21 protein-coding genes and 1 tRNA gene are annotated in these 20,908 nt (G+C 58.0%); 15 read left to right on the top strand and 7 right to left on the bottom strand.

Going from position 1 to position 20,908, the window contains the following annotated elements; genetic code table 11:
- From K7H22_RS01960 to K7H22_RS01940, 5 genes are all read left to right on the top strand, one after another.
- A complete protein-coding gene (locus tag K7H22_RS01960) occupies positions 1–219 on the top strand; it encodes a hypothetical protein (RefSeq protein ID WP_230799010.1) in 219 nt (72 codons plus the stop codon).
- 6 nt (positions 220–225) lie between these two features.
- The gene (locus tag K7H22_RS01955) at positions 226–1,338 is read left to right on the top strand and encodes a branched-chain amino acid ABC transporter permease (RefSeq protein ID WP_230799008.1); all 1,113 of its coding nucleotides are present in this window, start codon (positions 226–228) and stop codon (positions 1,336–1,338) included.
- A gap of 74 nt (positions 1,339–1,412) precedes the next feature.
- Positions 1,413–2,696: an ABC transporter substrate-binding protein gene (locus K7H22_RS01950; protein ID WP_230799006.1), complete on the top strand. Its 1,284-nt coding sequence runs from the start codon at positions 1,413–1,415 to the stop codon at positions 2,694–2,696.
- 180 nt (positions 2,697–2,876) lie between these two features.
- Positions 2,877–3,701, top strand: coding sequence for an ABC transporter ATP-binding protein (locus K7H22_RS01945; RefSeq protein WP_230799348.1), 825 nt, complete (start codon positions 2,877–2,879; stop codon positions 3,699–3,701).
- 50 nt (positions 3,702–3,751) lie between these two features.
- On the top strand, positions 3,752–4,972 hold the full coding sequence (locus tag K7H22_RS01940) for a phenylacetate--CoA ligase family protein (protein WP_230799005.1): 1,221 nt from the start codon (positions 3,752–3,754) through the stop codon (positions 4,970–4,972).
- An 86-nt stretch (positions 4,973–5,058) separates the two neighbouring features.
- Here K7H22_RS01940 and ykgO read toward each other — a convergent pair whose 3' ends face one another.
- On the bottom strand, positions 5,059–5,184 hold the full coding sequence (ykgO, locus tag K7H22_RS01935) for a type B 50S ribosomal protein L36 (RefSeq protein ID WP_008562923.1): 126 nt from the start codon (positions 5,182–5,184) through the stop codon (positions 5,059–5,061).
- A gap of 130 nt (positions 5,185–5,314) precedes the next feature.
- Positions 5,315–5,389 (bottom strand) — tRNA-Val (locus K7H22_RS01930).
- Positions 5,390–5,540: 151 nt separating this feature from the next.
- Between K7H22_RS01930 and K7H22_RS01925 the strand changes: the two genes are divergently transcribed.
- Positions 5,541–6,401 carry an N-formylglutamate amidohydrolase gene (locus K7H22_RS01925; RefSeq protein WP_230799003.1) on the top strand — a complete coding sequence of 287 codons (861 nt, stop codon included), beginning with the start codon at positions 5,541–5,543 and terminating at the stop codon, positions 6,399–6,401.
- A gap of 10 nt (positions 6,402–6,411) precedes the next feature.
- Here the strand turns inward: K7H22_RS01925 and K7H22_RS01920 are convergent, their stop codons facing one another.
- A complete protein-coding gene (locus K7H22_RS01920; protein ID WP_230799002.1) occupies positions 6,412–7,665 on the bottom strand; it encodes a DNA polymerase IV in 1,254 nt (417 codons plus the stop codon).
- Positions 7,666–7,724: 59 nt separating this feature from the next.
- Between K7H22_RS01920 and K7H22_RS01915 the strand changes: the two genes are divergently transcribed.
- From K7H22_RS01915 to K7H22_RS01905, 3 genes are all read left to right on the top strand, one after another.
- Positions 7,725–8,156, top strand: coding sequence for an NUDIX hydrolase (locus K7H22_RS01915; protein ID WP_230799001.1), 432 nt, complete (start codon positions 7,725–7,727; stop codon positions 8,154–8,156).
- A gap of 63 nt (positions 8,157–8,219) precedes the next feature.
- Positions 8,220–9,107 carry an SPFH domain-containing protein gene (locus tag K7H22_RS01910; protein ID WP_230798999.1) on the top strand — a complete coding sequence of 296 codons (888 nt, stop codon included), beginning with the start codon at positions 8,220–8,222 and terminating at the stop codon, positions 9,105–9,107.
- Positions 9,107–9,382 carry an NfeD family protein gene (locus K7H22_RS01905; protein ID WP_230798997.1) on the top strand — a complete coding sequence of 92 codons (276 nt, stop codon included), beginning with the start codon at positions 9,107–9,109 and terminating at the stop codon, positions 9,380–9,382. Before K7H22_RS01910 ends, K7H22_RS01905 begins: the two co-directional genes overlap by 1 nt.
- A 12-nt stretch (positions 9,383–9,394) precedes the next feature.
- Here K7H22_RS01905 and pyrF read toward each other — a convergent pair whose 3' ends face one another.
- Positions 9,395–10,096 carry an orotidine-5'-phosphate decarboxylase gene (gene pyrF, locus K7H22_RS01900; RefSeq protein WP_230798996.1) on the bottom strand — a complete coding sequence of 234 codons (702 nt, stop codon included), beginning with the start codon at positions 10,094–10,096 and terminating at the stop codon, positions 9,395–9,397.
- A gap of 121 nt (positions 10,097–10,217) precedes the next feature.
- Between pyrF and K7H22_RS01895 the strand changes: the two genes are divergently transcribed.
- The 3 genes from K7H22_RS01895 to clpB all read left to right on the top strand — a co-directional run bounded on the left by K7H22_RS01895 (position 10,218) and on the right by clpB (position 14,060).
- Positions 10,218–10,988: a hypothetical protein gene (locus tag K7H22_RS01895; protein ID WP_230798994.1), complete on the top strand. Its 771-nt coding sequence runs from the start codon at positions 10,218–10,220 to the stop codon at positions 10,986–10,988.
- 6 nt (positions 10,989–10,994) lie between these two features.
- Positions 10,995–11,222: a hypothetical protein gene (locus K7H22_RS01890; RefSeq protein ID WP_230798992.1), complete on the top strand. Its 228-nt coding sequence runs from the start codon at positions 10,995–10,997 to the stop codon at positions 11,220–11,222.
- Positions 11,223–11,441: 219 nt separating this feature from the next.
- Complete coding sequence (gene clpB, locus K7H22_RS01885) at positions 11,442–14,060, top strand: ATP-dependent chaperone ClpB (RefSeq protein ID WP_230798991.1); 2,619 nt, start codon at positions 11,442–11,444, stop codon at positions 14,058–14,060.
- An 89-nt stretch (positions 14,061–14,149) separates the two neighbouring features.
- Here clpB and K7H22_RS01880 read toward each other — a convergent pair whose 3' ends face one another.
- From K7H22_RS01880 to K7H22_RS01870, 3 genes are all read right to left on the bottom strand, one after another.
- On the bottom strand, positions 14,150–15,889 hold the full coding sequence (locus tag K7H22_RS01880) for a calcium-binding protein (protein ID WP_230798989.1): 1,740 nt from the start codon (positions 15,887–15,889) through the stop codon (positions 14,150–14,152).
- A 221-nt stretch (positions 15,890–16,110) separates the two neighbouring features.
- Positions 16,111–16,590 carry a fasciclin domain-containing protein gene (locus tag K7H22_RS01875; RefSeq protein WP_230798988.1) on the bottom strand — a complete coding sequence of 160 codons (480 nt, stop codon included), beginning with the start codon at positions 16,588–16,590 and terminating at the stop codon, positions 16,111–16,113.
- A 209-nt stretch (positions 16,591–16,799) separates the two neighbouring features.
- On the bottom strand, positions 16,800–17,243 hold the full coding sequence (locus tag K7H22_RS01870) for a DUF302 domain-containing protein (protein WP_230798987.1): 444 nt from the start codon (positions 17,241–17,243) through the stop codon (positions 16,800–16,802).
- Between the two features lie 130 nt (positions 17,244–17,373).
- On the opposite strand from K7H22_RS01870, the gene K7H22_RS01865 reads away from it, so the two are divergent.
- The 3 genes from K7H22_RS01865 (at position 17,374) to msrQ (ending at position 20,455) form a co-directional block, all read left to right on the top strand.
- On the top strand, positions 17,374–18,867 hold the full coding sequence (locus tag K7H22_RS01865) for an FMN-binding glutamate synthase family protein (RefSeq protein ID WP_230798985.1): 1,494 nt from the start codon (positions 17,374–17,376) through the stop codon (positions 18,865–18,867).
- Positions 18,868–18,934: 67 nt separating this feature from the next.
- A complete protein-coding gene (gene msrP / locus K7H22_RS01860) occupies positions 18,935–19,840 on the top strand; it encodes a protein-methionine-sulfoxide reductase catalytic subunit MsrP (protein WP_230798982.1) in 906 nt (301 codons plus the stop codon).
- A 3-nt stretch (positions 19,841–19,843) separates the two neighbouring features.
- Positions 19,844–20,455 (top strand): protein-methionine-sulfoxide reductase heme-binding subunit MsrQ, encoded by a 612-nt coding sequence (msrQ, locus tag K7H22_RS01855; protein ID WP_230798980.1) that lies wholly within the window; start codon positions 19,844–19,846, stop codon positions 20,453–20,455.
- Positions 20,456–20,908 lie beyond the last annotated feature (453 nt).

Here is a 20,908-nt window from a genome sequence, read left to right as displayed (position 1 = left end):
ATGAACAAGCTTATCGCCATCATCAATGTGGTTGCGTGGTCGGGATTCTGGGCCTTCGGCTATCTGGCACTGACAGCCAGAGACCTAAGCACAGAGCAGATCACCATAGCCAGCTTTCTGGCCGGTCTGGGCTTCGTCACGGGCATGATCGCCTATCTGAAACTGTCACATGAGGCGCCTGCATTGCGCCACATGTCGAAAATCCGCGAAGAGGGGTAAGGGCATATGTTCTACCGTGAGGCAGGCGACTTCAAGACATCCTACGTGGATGACAACCAGACCTTCCCGATCAAATTCGACCGCTACCGCTACTACGTGGTGCTGTTCATCGCCTTTGCGATTATTCCCTTTCTGCTCAATGACTACTGGGTCAATGCGGTCTTCATGCCCTTCCTGATCTACGCCATTGCCGCGATCGGGTTGAATATCCTTGTCGGCTATTGCGGACAGGTCAGCCTTGGTACAGGCGGTTTCATGGCAGTGGGTGCCTATTCCTGCTACAAGTTCATGACTGGCGTAGACATCTGGTGGGGTGGCGAGCTTTTGTTCCGCCTGCCCGAGTTCAACATCTTCTTCAGCGTGTTGATGGGCGGTGTCATGACCGCACTTGTGGGCCTGCTGTTCGGCTTGCCCTCGCTGAGGATCAAGGGGTTCTACCTTGCCGTGGCGACGCTTGCGGCGCAGTTCTTCCTTGTCTGGCTGTTCAACCGCGTGTCCTGGTTCTACAACTATTCCGCATCCGGTCAGATCTCGGCCCCTGAGCGCACCCTTCTTGGTGTGGCAATTTCCGGACCCAGCGCTCCTGCATGGGCGATGTACCTGTTCTGTCTGGTCTTTCTGGCCGTGAGCGCAATCATAGCACGCAATCTAACGCGTGGCTCTTTCGGGCGCAAATGGATGGCTATCCGCGATATGGATATCGCTGCCGAGATCATCGGCGTCGATCCGCTGCGTGCCAAACTCAGCGCCTTTGGCGTGTCGTCCTTCTTTGTCGGTATCTCTGGCGCGCTTTTCTTCGCGGTCTATCTCGGCGCGGTCGAGGTCGGTGAGGTCTTCGGCATCCAGAAATCCTTCCTTGTGCTGTTCATGGTCATCATTGGCGGTCTGGGCTCGATCTTCGGCTCCTTCGCGGGCGCGGCGTTCCTGGTGCTTTTGCCTGTGTTCCTCAAAAACTTCCTGGTGGGTGGCCTGGGCTGGCCTACGGACTTGGCCGCGCATCTGGAATTCATGATCGTCGGCGCATTGATTATCATCTTTCTGATCGCCGAGCCGCATGGTCTTGCGCAACTCTGGCGCGTGACCAAGGAAAAATTGCGCCTCTGGCCCTTCCCGCACTAGGGCGGGGGCTAGGCAAATATTCGAGGGCTTGCCTTCGGACACCACCATCGGAAAAACCAAGGGAGGATAACCCGATGAAACTGAAACTGATCACTGCGGTGACCGCGGCCATGATGGTAGCGGCACCTGCGATGGCAGAGCTGACCTTCTCGGCGCTCAGCTATCGTACAGGGCCATACGCGGCCAACGGCATCCCTTTCGCGGATGGTTATCAGGACTATTTCACCCTGATGAACGAACGCGACGGCGGCATCGGTGGAGAGCGCATCAACCTTGTTGAATGCGAAACGGCCTATAACACCGAAAAAGGTGTGGAATGCTACGAGGCCACCAAAGGCCAGGGCGTTCTGGTTTATCAACCGCTTTCCACGGGCATCACCTATCAGCTGATCCCCAAGGCAACCGCTGATAATATCCCCATGCACACGATGGGCTATGGCCGGACATCTGCCAAGAACGGCAATACCTTCAGCCATATCTTCAACTATCCTGCCAACTACTGGGATGGTGCGTCTATTGCGATCAAGCACATTCTGGATGTGAACAACGGCGACATCAGCGGCAAGAAGATCGCGCTCGTCTATCACAACTCGGCCTATGGTAAGGAACCGATCCGCACGCTGGAAGAACTGGCCAAGAAGCACGGCTATGAACTGACCCTGCTGGCGGTCGATCACCCCGGTCAGGAACAGAAAAGCCAATGGCTCCAGATCCGCCGTGAGCGTCCCGACTACGTCCTGATGTGGGGATGGGGGGTGATGAACTCGGTCGCCATTCAGGAAGCCGTGAACATCCGCTATCCGATGGAAAACTTCATCGGGATCTGGTGGTCCGGTTCCGAAAATGACGTGTTGCCTGCAGGCGAAGGCGCCAACGGTTATAAGGCGCTGACCTTCCACAACCTCGGCTCCGACTATCCGCTCTACGCCGATCTTCAGCAGTATGTGAAGGATGCGGGCAAGGCGGCAGGCGCGGGTGACCAGATGGGCACCGTGCTTTACAACCGTGGTCTCTATGCCGCGATGCTGGCTGTCGAAGCCGCCAAGACCGCGCAGGAAATCCACGGCACAGCCCAGATCACACCTGCGATGATGCGCGACGGTATGGAAGCACTTGAGATCACCGAAGAGAAGATGGCCGCGATCGGCCTGCCGAACTTCGGACCGACTTTCAGCGTATCTTGCGAAAACCACGGCGGTGACGGCTTTGGTGCCGTGAAGCAGTGGGATGCAGCGGCTGGCGAATGGTCCCTGATCACTGACTTCTTCCAGTCGGATCAGGACGTTCTAAACCCGCTGATCGCAGAAGATTCGGCTGCCTATGCTGCCGAGAACAACATCGCCGCGCGCTGCGAGTAAGCGTGCCCCACTGCGGGCAGTCCCTGTGGCTGCCCGCAGATTTTGGATACTTGATGCAAGAAGAAGACTGGATGTGACCCGGCCAAGTGACGGGGGCTTTCAGGAATCTGACAACAACGCAATTTCGAATCGAAAAAGTCAGTCAACTTTTTCTGAAATTGCTCCAACGGAGCGTGAATGATGCTGGACGCAGGCCGGACCGAAGAGACCCTTCTTGAGGTCAACAATATCGAGGTGATCTACAATCATGTGATCCTCGTGCTCAAGGGCGTGTCGCTTAAAGTGCCCAAGGGCGGGATCACCGCGCTGCTGGGAGGCAACGGTGCGGGCAAGACGACCACGCTCAAGGCCATCTCGAACCTGCTGCATTCGGAACGCGGCGAGGTCACAAAAGGCAGTATCTTGTATCGTGGCGAGCGCGTTCAGAACCTGAGCCCGACCGATCTGGTGCAAAAAGGTGTTATCCAGGTGATGGAAGGACGGCATTGCTTCGAGCATCTGACGGTCGAGGAAAACCTGTTGACCGGTGCGTATACCCGCAAGGATGGGAAGGGCGCGATCGAGGCCGATCTGCAAATGGTCTACAACTATTTCCCGCGCCTGAAAGAGCGGCGCAAAAGCCAAGCCGGATACACCTCGGGCGGCGAGCAGCAGATGGTGGCCATTGGTCGCGCCTTGATGAGCAGGCCGGAAACGATCCTGCTGGATGAACCCAGCATGGGGTTGGCCCCGCAACTGGTCGAAGAGATTTTCACCATCGTGAAGAACCTCAACGAGAAAGAGGGCAATACATTCCTGCTGGCCGAGCAGAATACCAACGTCGCCCTGCGCTTTGCACATTACGGCTATATTCTGGAATCAGGTCGCGTTGTGATGGATGGCCCAGCTGCCGACCTGCGCGAAAACCCCGATGTGAAGGAATTCTATCTGGGGGTTTCCGAGGAAGGACGCAAATCCTTCCGCGACGTGCGTTCCTATCGTCGTCGCAAGCGCTGGCTGAGTTGATTTCGCAAACGATCCGGACCATTCCCAACCATCCTGAAAGCTTTCCCGCCATGACCCGCTATTTTGACGATTTGGAGACCCGCAGCGCAGACCAGCGCGCGGCGGCGCTTGCCAAGGCCTTGCCTGACCAGATCGCGCGCGCAAAGGCGCTACCGGGATATGCGGGCGCGCTGGACAGTGTAACGCCTGCGTCGATGACGTCGGTTGCGACATTGGCGGCTTTGCCTGTCCTGCGGAAGTCCGATCTGGGACGGGCGCAGGCATCGACTGCCCCGTTCGGCGGTCTGACCACGCGGCCGGCCAGCGGTTTCGCACATATTTTCCAATCTCCCGGCCCGATTTACGAACCCGGCGGGACCGAGCATGACTGGTGGCGTATGGGCCGTTTCCTGCATGCCTGCGGGATAGGGCGCGGGGATATCGTGCAGAACTGTTTTGGCTATCACCTGACGCCCGCGGGCATGATCTTTGAATCGGGTGCACGCGCGGTGGGTGCGGCCGTGCTGCCTGCTGGCACAGGCCAGACCGAATTGCAGGTCACTGCAAGCCGCGATGTCGGTGTCACTGCCTATGCCGGCACGCCGGATTACCTGAAGGTGATCCTTGATAAAGCCGACGAGATGGGCATCTCACTCGGCATCACACGCGCGGCTGTCGGCGGCGGGGCGCTGTTTCCGTCGCTACGGCAGGAATACAAGGATCGCGGTATCCTGTGCCTGCAATCCTATGCGACCGCCGATCTGGGCAATATAGCCTATGAAAGCGAGGCGCAGGAAGGGATGATCGTGGACGAGGGTGTGATCGTCGAGATTGTGACCCCCGGCACCGGCAATCCCGTAGCCCCCGGTCAGGTGGGCGAGGTCGTTGTGACCTCTCTCAATCCCGATTATCCGCTGATCCGTTTTGCAACGGGTGATCTTTCTGCGGTGATGGAGGGAAGCAGCCCCTGCGGTCGCACCAATATGCGGATCAAGGGCTGGATGGGCCGTGCGGATCAGACCACCAAGATCAAGGGGATGTTCGTGCGCCCCGAACAGGTGGCCCAACTGGTCGCGAAACACGCCGAAATTAGCCGAGCCCGCGTCATTGCCAGCCGTGACGGTGAGATGGATGTGATGACCGTGCAGATCGAGGCCAATGGCGGCAGTGCGGATACCTATGCAGGTACCGTGGCCGAGGTGCTGAAACTAAAAGGTAAGATCGAACTTATGACACCAGGCAGCCTGCCGAATGATGGCAAGGTGATCGAGGACCAGCGCGTTTACGACTGACATGCGTTGAATCTGAGGTTCTTGCCGGGAAGACATAAAAAAAGACCGCCCTGAAAAGCGGTCTTTTTCTTTTCTATACGAAGCTCTTAACCCTGACGGGCTTTGAACCGGCGCTGCGTTTTGTTGATCACGTAGACGCGGCCTTTGCGGCGCACGACACGGCAATCGCGATGCCGGTTCTTGAGCGAGCGGAGGGAATTCTTGACCTTCATGGTCATCTCCTATCAGTCGCGGCGCGGGCCTTGCGCCTTGTGGTTGCCTTGCCCCGCTAGTGCAGGACGGTGAAAAAGCCCCTTTTGCGAGGAGCCGGTCGAACATCCCGTATCCGGAATGGAGAAATCATGGTGGGCGATACAAGGTTCGAACTTGTGACCCCTTCGATGTCAACGAAGTGCTCTACCACTGAGCTAATCACCCATGATACCGTTACAGGCCCTTGCCCCTCAAACGAAGAGGGGCGCGGAAATCCGCGCCGGTTCGTGGTCTATAAAAGGAGTCGCAGGCGGGATCAAGGGCTTTTGGCAAAGCGATTTATCGCGCTATGATAGGGCCAGAACAAGGATACAGCATGACCAAGGATGCCTACCGCCTGATCCGGCCCGAACAATGGCGCAGCAGCGTTGTTTTTGCCTCTCCGCATAGCGGCCGTGATTATCCTTGGTCATTTCTGCGCGGCACGCTGCTGGATGAACATTCCATCCGCACATCCGAGGATGCCTTTGTGGACCGGCTTTATGAAGCGGCCCCGTCTTTTGGAGCGCCATTGCTTCTGGCGGCCGCCCCTCGGGCGTTTGTCGACCTGAATCGCAGCGCGGACGAGCTTGACCCTGCCTTGATCGACGGAATTCGCAGCACCACGCATAATCCGCGTATTGCTTCGGGGCTTGGTGTGGTGCCGCGCGTCGTTGCGGGTGGTCGGTCGATCTATCGCGGCAAGCTGCCTCTGGACGAGGTGCAGGGCAGAATCACGCGCTACTGGCGACCCTATCACATTATGCTTCAACGTCTTTTGGACGAGGCGCATGCCCAATTCGGCGAGGCCATCCTGATTGATTGCCATTCGATGCCGCATGAGGCGATGGACGGCGTTGCTCGGTCCGGCGCGCGCCGGCCCGATATTGTTCTGGGCGACCGCTTTGGCGCTTCGGCCTCTGGGTGGGTCGTGGACCGGATTGAGGCGGCATTCGAGGGCACGGGGCTGGTCGTGGCGCGCAATGCACCATTCGCGGGGGCCTATACAACCCAGCACTACGGTCGCCCTATCCGTCAGCAGCATGTGGTGCAGATCGAAGTGGACCGTGCGCTTTATATGAACGAGCAGTTGATCCGTCCGAACGGCAACTTCGTGGCGTTCCAGAAGATCCTGACGGGTGTGATTTCAAGGATTGTCGAGATCGGCGCGCGTGATCAAAGGCTTGCTGCGGAATAGGTGACAGGCGCTATCGCAAGGCCCGACCCTTGAGAATGGCGTCTTCGCCGAACCTCGCGCGAATCGCGTCTGTTGCACGCTCGGCGCGTTGGCGTGCCTGCGCTTGCGGATCAAGCAGGTCATGCGACAGATCGGCAGCACTTTCCGCGACAAGTTCTGACAGTCCAACACCGATCAGACGATAGGGGCCTGCTGTGGTCCCCTGATCGAACAGCGCGCGCGCTTCATGATAGAGCCGGTCTGCCAGTTGCGTTGCATCCCGCAGACTGTGTCGCCGCGTCAAGATGCGGTGGTCCGCCTGCTTTAGCTTGAGGGTCACTACCCTCCCAGCCAGCGCCTTGGCCTTGGCACGGTCTGCGACCTTTTCTGCCAGCCTCCAGATATGGCCGTCCAGAATATCAGGATCGGATGTATCCGCGTCGAATGTTGTTTCATTCGAGATGGATTTCATCGGGCTGTCGCGCGCGACGCGGCGATTGTCCTGCCCCCTGGCCAGATGCCACAACCTGTCGCCCATGCTGCCGAAACGCGCTGTCAGGTCGCGCGCTTCCCAGCGCAGCAAATCGTCGAAACTGCGGATACCTGCCTGCTCCAGCGCGGCTTGGGTCGCTTGCCCGACGCCCCAGATCATCCGGACCGGCTTGCCGCGCAGGAAGGCGGCCGTATCGGCGCGCCCGATCACCGAGAACCCATGCGGCTTGTTCATGTCTGACGCGACCTTGGCCAGAAATTTGTTATGGCTCAGTCCGATTGATCCGGTCAGTCCCAGTTCAGTCCGCATGCGCCGCACAAGCCGCGCCAGCATCACGGCAGGCGGCGCGCCATGCAGACGTTCAGTGCCTGTCAGGTCCAGAAAGGCCTCATCCAGCGAGAGCGGCTCGATTGCGGGGGTCAACTCCTCCATCATCGCGCGGATTGCGCGCGAGGCATCAACATAGGCCTGCATCCGCGGCTTGATCACCACCGCCTCAGGGCAGAGCTTGAGAGCCTGAAACATCGGCATGGCGGATCGCACACCCTTGATCCGCGCGATATAGCAGGCGGTCGAGACCACGCCACGCCGTCCGCCGCCGATGATGACGGGTTTGTCGGCCAGCGCGGGGTTGTCGCGTTTCTCGACCGAGGCATAGAAAGCGTCGCAGTCCATATGCGCGATGGTCAGACTGTCCAGTTCGGGATGGCTGATGATGCGCGGGCTGCGGCAAGCCGGACAGCGTGCGGCCGCATCGAAACGGGTCAGACAATCACGGCACAGACATGACATCGGGAAATTTCCGAGCGTGGGGGATGGGTAGACGCTGCTTTCCAGCATATAGAACAGAAATGGAGCAGGAAACCGATATCATGGGCGCGGCTTTTGTCGGGGCAAAGCTTGCCCTGTTTCTTGGCGACCATCTGGCGGTGATCCTGCGCGATGACCGTCCTGACATTCCTTGGCCCGGACGGTTGGATCTGCCCGGCGGAGGGCGTGACGGGGATGAAAATCCGCAAGATTGCGTATTGCGTGAAACCCGCGAAGAACTGGGTCTGGCGCTTGACAGCAGCCAGTTGCGTTGGGGGCAGCGGTTCAGCGGACGACTTGGTCCTGTCTGGTTCTTTGCAGCCCATCTGGAGGCCGCGCGGGTGAATGAGGTTGTCTTTGGCGATGAGGGGCAGGGCTGGCGGTTGATGCCGCCCGCTGCCTATCTGGCAGATCCGTTGGCAATTCCGCATTTTCAGGACAGGTTGCGGCTTTATCTGGCCAGCCGCATGTAATTCGCCGATTCCCCTGACCGTCACATCAGGCTATTGTCACGGCCATCTCAAGGAGTGGATTTCATGGACGAGAATTTGACAGATCTTCTGGGTGGCAATGCCGTTTGGTTGGCGATTGCTGTTCTGGTAATCGTAACGCTCTACAAAGGCATCAAGATCGTGCCCCAGTCGGAAAAGCATGTGGTCGAACGCTTCGGTCGCCTCCGCACGGTTCTGGGCCCCGGGATCAATTTCATCATTCCGTTTCTGGACGTTGTTGCGCATCGTATTTCCGTTCTGGAACGCCAGTTGCCAAATGCCGAGCAGGACGCCATCACGATGGACAACGTGCTGCTGAAGGTCGAAACCTCGGTTTTCTACCGCATCACAGAGCCGGAAAAGACCGTTTACCGTATCCGTGACGTGGACGGGGCCATTGCGACGACCGTGGCAGGGATCGTGCGGTCGGAAATCGGCAAGATCGAACTGGATGCGGTGCAATCCAACCGCGCTGATCTGATACAGAAGATTCGTGATCAGGTGGTCGCCATGGTCGATGACTGGGGGATCGAGGTGACGCGGGCCGAAATTCTGGATGTGAACCTTGATGCAGCTACCCGTGCCGCGATGCTACAACAGTTGAACGCTGAACGCGCCCGCCGTGCACAAGTGACCGAAGCCGAGGGCCGCAAGCGCGCCGTCGAACTGGCTGCCGATGCCGATCTTTACGCCGCTGAACAGCAGGCCAAAGCGCGCCGCGTCGAGGCAGATGCCGAAGCCTATGCCACAGGTGTTGTCGCTGCTGCGATCAAGGAAAACGGGCTTGAAGCGGCGCAATATCAAGTTGCCCTGAAACAGGTCGAGGCGCTGCAGGCCGTGGCGACGGGTGACGGAAAGCAGACGATCCTCTTGCCAGCCTCGGCGCTTGAGGCATTTGGCAACGCATTCTCGTTGTTGAAAGGACGCGGCTGATGGCGCTCTGGCAGGAATGGTGGGTTTGGATCGTCATTGGCGTAACATTGGCCGTGGCAGAGGTGATGTTGCCCGGCTTTATCCTGTTGGGCTTTGCTATCGGGGCGGCACTTGTCGGACTATTGCTGCTGATCGGTTTGCTGGGCGGTAACTTCTACGTCTTGCTGTTGATCTTCGCGGTGGCCTCGCTCGCCGCGTGGGTCGTACTGCGGCGACTGGTCGGTATCCGCAAGGGACAAGTCAAAATCTGGGACCGCGACATCAATGACAACTGACACCTGCGCGGGTCAGATCCCGCGCAGTTCCGCCAGAATATCCAGCGCCGCCTGACGCGGATCGGTGGCTTGCCAAATCGGGCGACCGACCACGATGTGATCCGCACCGTTCATCACCGCCTGCGCCGGAGTGGTGATCCGCTTCTGGTCGCCCTTGTCGGTCCCTGTCGGGCGCACACCCGGCGTCACGATCAGCCGACCTTTGGACTGTGGCAAGGCGCGGATCAACGCAGCCTCTTGCGGTGAGGCGATCACGCCATCCGCGCCAGCGTCGAACGCCAGCGCTGCGCGCTCTAGCACCAGATCGGTCACATCGCCTGCCTTGATCAGCCCTGCATCCAGATCGGCGCGATCCAGCGAGGTCAGAATGGTCACGGCCAGAATTTTCATTTCCTTGCCGCCCACCCCGTTGCGCGCGGCGCGCACGACATGCGGGTCACCATGCACGGTCAGGAAGTCCAGATCATACTGCGCCAAACCGCGCACAGCAGCCTCGACGGTCGCCCCGATATCAAACAGCTTCATATCCAGAAAAATGCGCTTGCCCTGCTCCTGCTTCAACTCGTTCGCCAAAGCCAGGCCGCCGCCTGTCAGCATGCCCAAACCGATCTTGTAAAAACTGACAGCGTCCCCCAGTTTTTCGGCCAAGGCCAACCCCTCAAGCGCGTTTGGCACGTCCAAGGCTACGATCAGGCGGTCATCGGCAGTGGTCATGGCGGGCTTCCTTCCATCCGGTTTCGGGCGGTGTTAGCTGTTGCCCCACGGTCGGGCAAGACTTGAGATTGACCGCAGCGGCCGCGCACAGCATCATTCCCTGAAGACGGTGCGAGGTAAAATGCAGTTTTCAGTGACATATGACCGGGACGAGACAGATCCCAAAAGTGGACCGATCACCGTAGGCTGGTTTCTGACCAGCGATAAAGGCGGCATCCTTTATGAGGCCCCTGAAAGGCTGACCTCGCGCCAGACCAACAAGGGGCACGCCAAATCTGCATCTCGTTGTCCGGCGGTTGTGCAGATGGAAAGCCGCTATTTCGTGGTCAAATCGCCATTTGATCTGAACATCGGGTTCAAGCGCGATGACAAGGGCAAGCCTGTGCTGGTCAATCTTGCGGGCGGCGCCTCGCCCGTGCGTGGTAGCAAACTGGGTCAGTTGCTGACTTTGGTGAACGAGGTCGAGTGGCGCTATCCGGATCGTCCAACCGTTCAGATGGCGCTGCCATATTGCTTTATCGCAGACGAGGTTCTGTATCTGACGCAACTGGGCACTTTTGCCCATTACCGCGCTGATCCCTTGCCCGGCACTATCTTTGGCGGACGTTTTCCGGTCAATATCTGGCCGCGCCCCCTGATGTGGGCTTTCGAGTGGCACGACACTGACAAACCGCTTGTGCTGCGGCGGGGCGAGCCGTTGTTCTATTGCCAGTTTGAGGGAAACACCCCAGACCGCCCGATCCAGATGGTCGAGGCAGAGCGCACGCCAGAACTGGACGCCTATATGGAAAAGCTGTCAGGGGTGGTTAATTACGTGAACCAGACATTCAGCCTGTTCCAAGCCGCTGAGGCGATCCGGCCTCCGAGTTTGTTGAAACCCAAGGGCCGCTGAACGCATGTGGCAAGCCAGCAGGCCTTCCGCGATGTGGATTTGGCGTTTGCCGCTGCGGTATTCGTGCATCAGGGCGGATCGGCGGGTGGCAGGCTCTATCGGGTCGGTGGAAATCTGGCAGTCCACCAGCACGCGGCCACTATCGGCTGTGATGGCGACCTGAGCATGCAAACTGCTGTCCAACGCTTCGACCTTGATTCCGGCTATGTCGATTTGCGAAATGAACACCAATGATCTCGGTTAAGATGATCAGTTATCTTTTGAGATCGACCGCTGCTGAATTGCGGCATGATTGGTAAAAGTTCGAGTCTTTCAAATTGTCCTCTGATTTGCAGCAAGCAAGGTCTTGAACAGGTTGCGCCGCGCAACCATCTTGTTTGTGAGGCCCGTAAACAGGTGTGCCGCAAGGGCGGGCACCATACACCACGGGCGCTTTGAAAAAGGAGAGAGACCATGGACTTGAGCAAGTTCACGGAACGGTCGCGCGGCTTCATTCAAGCGGCGCAGACGATCGCCATGCGCGAGGAACACCAGCGACTGGCACCGGATCATATTCTGAAAGCGCTGATGGACGATGAACAGGGGCTTGCGAGCAACCTGATCAAACGTGCCGGAGGTAATACCGCACGCGTCAACGATGCGCTGGCATTGACCCTTTCTAAATTCCCCAAAGTGTCGGGTGATGCAGGGCAGGTCTATCTGGACAATGTGACCGTCAAGGTTCTGGATGAGGCATCCAAGATCGCGACCAAGGCGGGCGACAGTTTTGTTCCGGTCGAACGCATCCTGATGGCGCTTTGCATGGTAAAATCTACCGCTAAAGAGGCGCTTGAGACGGGCGGTGTGACCGCACAGAAGTTGAACGAAGCGGTCAATGACATTCGCAAGGGCCGCACCGCTGATACGGCGAGTGCTGAAGAAGGATATGACGCCCTCAAGAAATATGCGCGTGATCTGACAGAAGCCGCCGAGGCCGGCAAGATCGACCCTATCATTGGCCGAGACGAGGAAATCCGCCGCGCGATGCAGGTTCTCAGCCGCCGCACCAAGAACAATCCGGTGCTGATCGGCGAACCTGGTGTTGGGAAAACCGCAATTGCCGAAGGGCTTGCTTTGCGGATCGTGAACGGCGATGTGCCGGAATCCCTGCGCAACAAACGCCTGATGGCGCTGGACATGGGTGCGCTGATCGCCGGTGCGAAATATCGCGGCGAGTTCGAGGAGCGGCTTAAGGCCGTCTTGAACGAAGTGACGAATGCTGCGGGCGAGATCATCCTGTTTATCGACGAGATGCACACGCTGGTCGGTGCCGGTAAATCCGATGGGGCCATGGATGCGGCCAACCTGATCAAGCCGGCACTGGCACGGGGCGAATTGCATTGCGTCGGGGCCACCACGCTGGATGAATATCGCAAATACGTGGAAAAAGACGCGGCTTTGGCGCGGCGCTTCCAGCCTGTAATGGTATCGGAACCCACGGTCGAGGATACAATCTCGATCCTGCGGGGTATCAAGGAGAAGTATGAGCTGCACCACGGTGTGCGGATCAGCGATTCGGCTTTGGTGGCTGCGGCAACGCTCAGCCATCGCTACATCACCGACCGTTTCTTGCCCGACAAGGCCATCGACCTGATGGACGAGGCGGCAAGTCGGCTGCGAATGGAAGTGGACAGCAAACCCGAGGAACTCGATGCACTGGATCGTGAGATCCTACAAAAGCAGATCGAATCCGAAGCGCTGCGTCTTGAGGATGATGCGGCCTCCAAGGATCGTCTGACCACGCTGGAAAAAGATCTGGCCGAATTGCTTGAACGCTCGTCCGAGATGACAGCGAAATGGCAGGCGGAACGCGACAAGCTGGCGGGTGCGCGCGATCTGAAAGAGCAGCTTGACCGCGCGCGCGCCGATCTGGAGATTGCCAAGCGCGAGGGCAATCTGGCCAAAGCTGGCGAGTTGTCTTACGGCGTGATCCCCCAGCTAGAGAAAAAGCTTGCAGATGCGGAAGAAGTCGGGGCCGATGGCGTCATGGTCGAAGAGGCCGTGCGCCCTGAGCAGATCGCACAGGTGGTCGAGCGTTGGACAGGAATTCCGACATCGAAGATGCTGGAAGGCGAACGCGACAAGCTGTTGCGGATGGAGGAAGAGCTTGGCCGCCGCGTGATCGGGCAGGGCACAGCGGTGAAGGCGATTTCCAATGCCGTCCGTCGCGCCCGCGCAGGCCTGAACGATGAGAACCGTCCGCTGGGGTCATTCCTGTTTCTGGGGCCAACGGGTGTCGGCAAGACAGAACTGACCAAGGCAGTCGCCGAGTATCTGTTTGACGACGACAGCGCGATGGTCCGTATCGACATGTCCGAATTCATGGAAAAGCATTCGGTCGCGCGTCTGATCGGTGCCCCTCCGGGCTATGTCGGCTATGACGAGGGCGGGGTGCTGACCGAAGCTGTGCGCCGCAGGCCCTATCAGGTTGTGCTGTTCGACGAGGTGGAAAAGGCCCATCCCGATGTGTTCAACGTCTTGCTGCAAGTGCTGGATGACGGTGTTCTGACCGATGGTCAGGGCCGCACGGTCGACTTCAAGCAAACGCTGATCGTTCTGACATCGAACCTCGGCGCGCAAGCGTTGAGCCAGTTGCCCGACGGTGCGGATGCGTCGACAGCCAAGCGTGACGTGATGGATGCGGTGCGAGCACATTTCCGTCCCGAGTTCCTGAACCGTCTGGACGAGACCATCATATTCGACCGCCTGACGCGCAAGGATATGGACGGAATCGTCGAGATTCAGTTGCGCCGGTTGCTCAAGCGGTTGGTCGGGCGCAAGATCGTGCTGGAACTGGATGCAAGTGCCAAGACATGGCTGGCCGATGAAGGCTATGATCCTGTGTTCGGCGCGCGCCCCCTCAAGCGGGTGATCCAGCGCACGTTGCAGGATCCGCTGGCTGAAATGCTGCTGGCCGGCGATGTGAAGGACGGATCGGTTGTTAACGTGTCAGCAGGCGCTGAAGGTCTGATTATCGGGGATCGTGTTGCCGCGTCGAACCGGACAAAGCCCGATGATGCGGTTATTCACTAACCCATCTCTTCTTGGAACGAAGTTGCTGTCATAAGCTACCAAAAAAAGGCCCGCCATATCGGCGGGCCTTTCCCTTTTGTCCTGTCTATTTAACCGACGTTGAAATCGCCCGGATCCAACGCCCAGAAGAAATCGCTGTTGTCGATAAGCGCTGCATCGACATTGTCTAGAAGAACCAAGTTCCCAGAGTTTACACGTATTTCCGTGGCCGATCCGACCTGTGTGACCGTCAGGCTGGAGATGTTGAAGAAACCGAAGGCCGAGAAATCTAGTCTGTCCAGCCCGTCTTCGAAATCGGTGATCCGGTCCTTGTTCATACGGTTTGCAAAGACAAACACATCCGTACCCGAACCACCGGTCAGGATGTCCGCGCCAAGCCCGCCATCAAGGACGTCATTGTCGACACCACCCTCCAGCGTATCTTTACCTGCACCGCCAAAAAGCTGGTCGGTCCCGCCGCCGCCGTAAAGCTTGTCATTCCCGCTTTCGCCGATCAGCATGTCACTTCCGCCGTCGCCATATAGGCGGTCATTGTCAGCGCCGCCATCAATGGAGTCGGCCCCGTTTCCACCATAGATCAGGTCGTTGCTGGATGCGCCGTGCAGCGTGTCATTCCCGCCGCCACCGTAGATATTGTCTGCACCGGAACCGCCCTCAATGGTATCGCGACCCTCTTCGCCGTAAAGGCGGTCTTCACCGGTTCCGCCGATGATCTGGTCATTTCCCCTGCCACCAAAGACCTTGTCGCTGCCTGCGCCGGCGTCGATGACATCATTGTTGCCGGTGCCGAACAGGACGTCGCCACCTTCGGTTGGTTGGGCAGGTTTGGGTGCTTCATCCAGAATGAAATCAGCGGCTGTCAGCGACTCTAGGCCGACGCCCGCAAGCGCGATAGAGGCGCCACTGCCAAGGTCTATGTGTGTCTCGCCTGAACTGTCCGACAGGGCCAGTTGCAAAATGTCCCAGAACCCCGATCCAGACAGGTCGATCCTGTCCAGCCCGACCTGGAAATCAGAGATCGTGTTGCCACCGGAACCGCTGCGGAACACGAAAACATCCGCACCTGCGCCGCCGGTCAGGAGATCGTCACCTTTGCCGCCATTAAGGACATCGTCGCCATCCCCACCCGAAAGGCTGTCATTGTCGGCTCCGCCCAGCAATGTGTCATGGCCTGTGCCGCCCTCCAGCAGGTCGTCACCGTTGCCAGCATCCAGCATATCATCGTCGGCGCCACCGAACAGCCTGTCGCGGCCAGTGCCACCGTAGAGAACGTCCAACCCGTCGCCACCCTCCAGCAGATCGTTGCCGGTATCGCCGGACACCGTGTCGTTGCCCGCACCGGCAAAGATGCGGTCGGAACCACCATCGCCCGAATAGCTGTCATTGCCATCCAGAAGGTCAATCACATCCGAGCTTGACGAGCCGCTCAGCACATCATCGCCAATTGTTGGCACCAAAGAAGGGGTAGAAGGTAGGGGGCCAAAGTACAGGCTGTAGTCAATCCCGCCAGTGCCGAGCATGGAGATGCTGTAGGTCCCGGTGTATGTGGCGGTAAATGTCAGGATCAGGGTGCTTGAATCATTCTCGATCAAAGAGCCGCCTGTGACGCTGCCGGATTCCAGCCCGTTGTCATAGGTAAGCGAAATATGGTCTGGCAAACCGCTGCTTACCAATGAGAAAGTATAGGTCTCGCCTGCAACAAGGGATGCGGTGACTGTATCGCCGCTATCGTCTATGTCGATTGAGCCTTCAAGGACGTCGCCTTCAACAAGTGAATAAATTGATGTCGCACCAAGTGCAGCATCTGCCGTTTCAATAATCGTCGTCATCGCATACTCCGAAAAACTTGTAACTCACAACTGCGCGACAAGCTTGAACTAGCCAGATTCTTGTTGGCAGGCTATCCACGACAACCTGTTGACGCAAAAGCAATTTGGCAAACCTTGACGAAATTGAGAACGAAAAACGGCAGAAACGTGGTAATCAAAGAAAAAGCGGGCAACAAAGGCCCGCTTTTAATTTATTTTGTTTCCGTATCGTGAACCCGAAATTACTCTGGCAGGATCACTGCATCAATCACGTGGATCACGCCGTTTGACGCTTTGATATCGGCTGTGACGACATTTGCACCGTTAATGGTCACGCCACCTTCGGTCATGATGGTGATGTCACTACCCTGAACAGTGGTTGCGGTCATACCATCCGAAAGGTCACCCGACATCACCGCGCCTGGAACGACGTGATAGGTCAGGATTGCTGTCAATTGGTCGATATTCTCTGGCAGCAGCAGATCCTCGACAGTGCCTTCCGGCAGTGCTGCAAAGGCCTCGTCTGTCGGCGCGAAAACGGTGAACGGGCCCCCGCCCTTCAGCGTGTCGACCAGACCTGCGGCTTCGACGGCTGCGACCAGTGTTGTGAAAGAGCCTGCTTCCACGGCTGTATCGACGATATCCTTGGAATGCATATCGGCGAATGCGGGACCAGCCATCAGAGCGGCTGTTGTGAGGGCAAGGTAGGTTCTGCGGAACATCTTGGTCTCCATAGTCTGTTAAGGGCTGCCTTCATTGGCAACACTTGGACTACTCCCGAGATGCGACATTGGTTCAGCGGGGATTCCCGCCGATCCTGCTTGACAGTAAACGGCACCGCCCTAAGCCGCGCCGCGATGTGTTTTCCAATAAGATCCTTGTGATCAGGCGCGAGTGAGCCGTGAACAAATCCGCTTTAGGTTGATCTGATCTACTGCCCGATGGCGGTGCGTGCGATCTGGTCCAGAAGCGCCTCGACCTCTTTCATTGGGCCTTCGGGAAAGCTGCGATACCCGATCATGGTCTGGTCAGGCTTGTCAGGCGAGACGGCGACGAAAATGTCATAGGGGCAGAAGACGATGTTCATAGGGTCCGCTTCCATTACCTTGCGCGACACTTGGGCCGAGCAGAAGCTGTAGACATCGGCCTTCACGAAAATCGTGACATCCGATCCCACATCCGCCTTTGTCCTTTCGAGCATATCGCCGACATGGGACGTTGCATCAATCACCAGTCCTTCACCGATGATCGCGTTCTCCAGTCCGAAGACGACGTCGTCAAAGGATTGATCGGTGGTATAGGTAACCATGTCCTGCGCCAGCGCAGTGGTTGCAGCAAATGCGGACATGCACAGACTCATCATCAATCTTTTCATCACGGTGTCCTCCCTGAAGGCCCGACAAGGCCGAATTCGGCAAGAAGATGTCTTGCCGCTGTTTCACAATATAACCAGTCTAAGCTTTGCGGCTTTAGGTGCTTTGATACAAATCAAAAGGGTTAAATATATGGATTTCGCGATGAATGCGCTGCTTCTGCTCGCCTTGTTGTTCGTTCTGGTTCTGGGCGTTGCGGCTCTGGCGGCGATGATTTTCTTTGTCGTGGACAAGGTGCAGACTGGCGATGCGGTGCGGCGCAACTATCCGGTAATCGGCCGTTTCAGGCATCTGTTTACCGCATTGGGAGAGTTCTTTCGCCAGTATTTCTTTGCGATGGACCGCGAAGAAATGCCGTTCAACCGCGCGCAACGTGACTGGGTCTATCATGCGACCAAAGGGCAGGGGAACACGGTGGCCTTCGGGTCCACCCGCAATCTGTCGATTCCCGGCACCGCAATTTTCGTCAATGCGGTCTTTCCGCCGCTGGATGATCAGTTTTCGGTCACGCAACCCATGATAATCGGTCCGACAGCCGCGATTCCCTATCGCGCGAAATCCATCTTCAATATCTCGGGGATGAGTTATGGCGCGATCTCGCGTCCGGCGGTCGAGGCGCTGAGCCGTGGTGCGGCCAAGGCGGGGATATGGCTCAACACAGGTGAAGGCGGCCTGTCACCTTTCCATCTGAAAGGTGCTTGTGACATTGTCTTCCAGATTGGCACCGCGAAATACGGCGTCCGGGACGAACATGGCAATCTGTCCGACGACAAACTGCGCGAAGTGTCCGAGCATCCACAGGTGCGGATGTTCGAACTGAAACTGGCGCAAGGGGCGAAGCCGGGCAAAGGCGGCATCCTGCCCGGTGAGAAGGTGAATGCCGAGATCGCCGAGATCAGGGGAATTCCATTGGGGCGCGATAGTGTCTCTCCGAACCGCCACCCCGAAATCGACAGTTTCGAAACGCTTCTGGATACGGTGGCGCATATCCGCAAGGTTACGGGCAAGCCGGTCGGGTTCAAAACCGTCATCGGCTCGTCCGAGGCATGGGAAGATTTCTTTGCACTGATCAATGCGCGCGGGCCGGATTCGGCGCCCGATTTCATCGCTGTCGATGGTGGCGAAGGAGGAACCGGTGCCGCGCCCATGCCCCTGATCGACCTTGTTGGCATGCCCCTGCGCGAGGCGCTGGTACGGATCGTCGACCTGCGGGATCGCCACGGGCTGAAAGAGCGTATCCGCATCATTGCCAGTGGAAAGCTGGTGAACCCGTCGGATGTCGCATGGGCGATTTGCGCGGGGGCCGATTTTGTGACATCGGCGCGCGGCTTCATGTTCAGCCTTGGTTGCATTCAGGCGCTGAAATGCAATCGCAATACCTGTCCTACGGGAATAACGACGCATGATCCGAAATTACAGGCAGGACTGGTGGTCGAGGACAAGTTCGAGAAAGTCGCCAATTACGCAAAGTCCATCATCAAGGAGGTCGAGACCATCGCCCATTCTGTTGGCGTGTCCGAACCGCGGCTGATGCGGCGCAGGCATGTGCGGCTTGTTCAGACGAATGGCGAGTCGATCCCGATGAACAAGATCCGACCAAGTTACAACCCAACCACGCCAATGTGAGGCATCGTGGTTTTGCCGAAAGCGAAACTTGGGATAGATCTCCTCAAATAATGTGAGGGAGCAGTATATGGCCTATCGTTGGAAGTCAGACCTGAAAGAACGGGATGTGACCCCCGAAAGCCTCTACCTTGACCGGCGCAACCTGTTGGCAGGGATCGCGGGGCTTGGTCTTGCGGGCTTGGCGGGGCAGGGCCGTGCACAAGACGGCCAGCTTGCCCCCAATAGCTGGGAAGAGATCACCACCTACAACAATTTCTACGAGTTCGGCACCGACAAGGGTGACCCTGCAAAGAATGCAGGCCAGATGACGACCGCGCCCTGGACGGTCAAGATCGACGGCATGGTGGACCGCCCCGGGGACTATGCCTTCGAGGATATCATGGCGCGCATGACCGTCGAGGAACGCATCTATCGTTTCCGTTGTGTCGAGGCATGGTCGATGGTGATTCCGTGGAACGGCTTTGAACTGGCCGACATGCTGGAAATGGCTGGTGTCCAGTCCGGTGCGACACACGTGGCCTTTGAAACCCTGCTTCGCCCCGAAGAAATGCCGGGTGTCAGATTTCCTGTGCTGGACTGGCCCTATGTCGAGGGCTTGCGCCTGGACGAGGCGATGCATCCCCTGACGATCATGGCCACCGGCATCTATGGCCGCGACATTCCCAACCAGAATGGCGCGCCCCTGCGTCTGGTTGTGCCTTGGAAATACGGCTTCAAGTCGATCAAGTCGGTCGTGCGGATCACGCTGACCGACAGCGAGCCCCCCACCAGTTGGAATAAGGCCGCGCCGCGGGAATACGGCTTCTATAGTAATGTGAATCCCGAAGTGGATCACCCCCGCTGGTCGCAGGCGAGCGAGCGGCGTGTCGGCGGCGGTCTGTTCGCGCGCAACGAGCCGACGCTCATGATGAACGGATATGCCGACGAGGTGGGTAGCCTCTATGCGGGCATGGACCTGCGGGAGTTCTTCTGAGAAATGCTGGCGGAGCGTGTGAATGGCGCGGTCCGACGCGTGCCAGTGTGGCTGATCTATATGGTCGGCCTCTTGCCTGCGCCGTGGTTCCTGTATCTTGGGCTAACCGGCGGGCTGGGGGTCGAGCCGATCAAGGCGCTGGAACATGAATTGGGGTTGTTTGCCCTGCAGTTGCTGATCGCGGGGCTTTGCGTGACCCCTTTGCGACGGTTCGCGGGTGTGAACCTGATCCGCTTTCGTCGTGCGATCGGCGTTCTGGCCTTTACCTATGTGGCCCTGCATCTTCTGGTCTGGCTTGTATTGGATGTTCAGACCCCTGCTCGCATCTGGGCAGACATTGTGAAGCGGCCCTATATTACCATCGGGATGATCGGCTTTCTGCTGATGCTGCCTTTGGCGCTGACCTCGAACAACTTGTCGGTGCGGCGGTTGGGGCCGAAATGGCGGCAGCTTCACAAACTCACCTATATAGCGGTGCTACTGGGCGCGGTGCATTTCGTGATGCTCAGCAAAGGATTCCAGATCGAACCGCTGCTCTATCTGGTGGCCATCGTGATGCTGCTCGCAATGCGTCTGCCATTCGGGATGATCGCGTCCCGCATGTCGCGCGCCTGATCCTGTTCCGCTGTTCAAGATTCGCAGCCAATCCGGACAAAAGCGGCGAATCTCTGCATTAAAAACGGGCAGATTAAGAACGACTCGCGGCTGTTAGGCCGCTCCGTGCGCTGTTTGGCGGCTGGAACGACTCATTCTACTGACCCCGCCACGTCGAGTCTTCACGGTTTGGGGGGTGAACTGGCGGATGAGTCTGCGACGGATCGTAGGTCGTTTGTGGACAGGCCTGTGGATAACGCAACATCTAGTCGATGACCCTGCGCAGGGCGGGCAATATTGTTTCTCAAAGCGAGCGCCTGGCGCAATTCCTGCAATCTAACCCCCTCAAAAACCTTGAAAAAAGGGCTGGATGAAAAAATTATGACGTTTGTGAAAAAAGCACTTGCGGCCCACCGCATCAAACCGTAGAACCCCCCTCACGGCGACGCAGAGACGCGACGTTGTTGACCGGAC

It is taken from the genome of Seohaeicola saemankumensis (assembly GCF_021021435.1).
Taxonomy (GTDB): domain Bacteria; phylum Pseudomonadota; class Alphaproteobacteria; order Rhodobacterales; family Rhodobacteraceae; genus Seohaeicola.
Note: the sequence above shows the minus strand (reverse complement) of the source record. Positions and strands in the feature narration are given on the sequence as shown.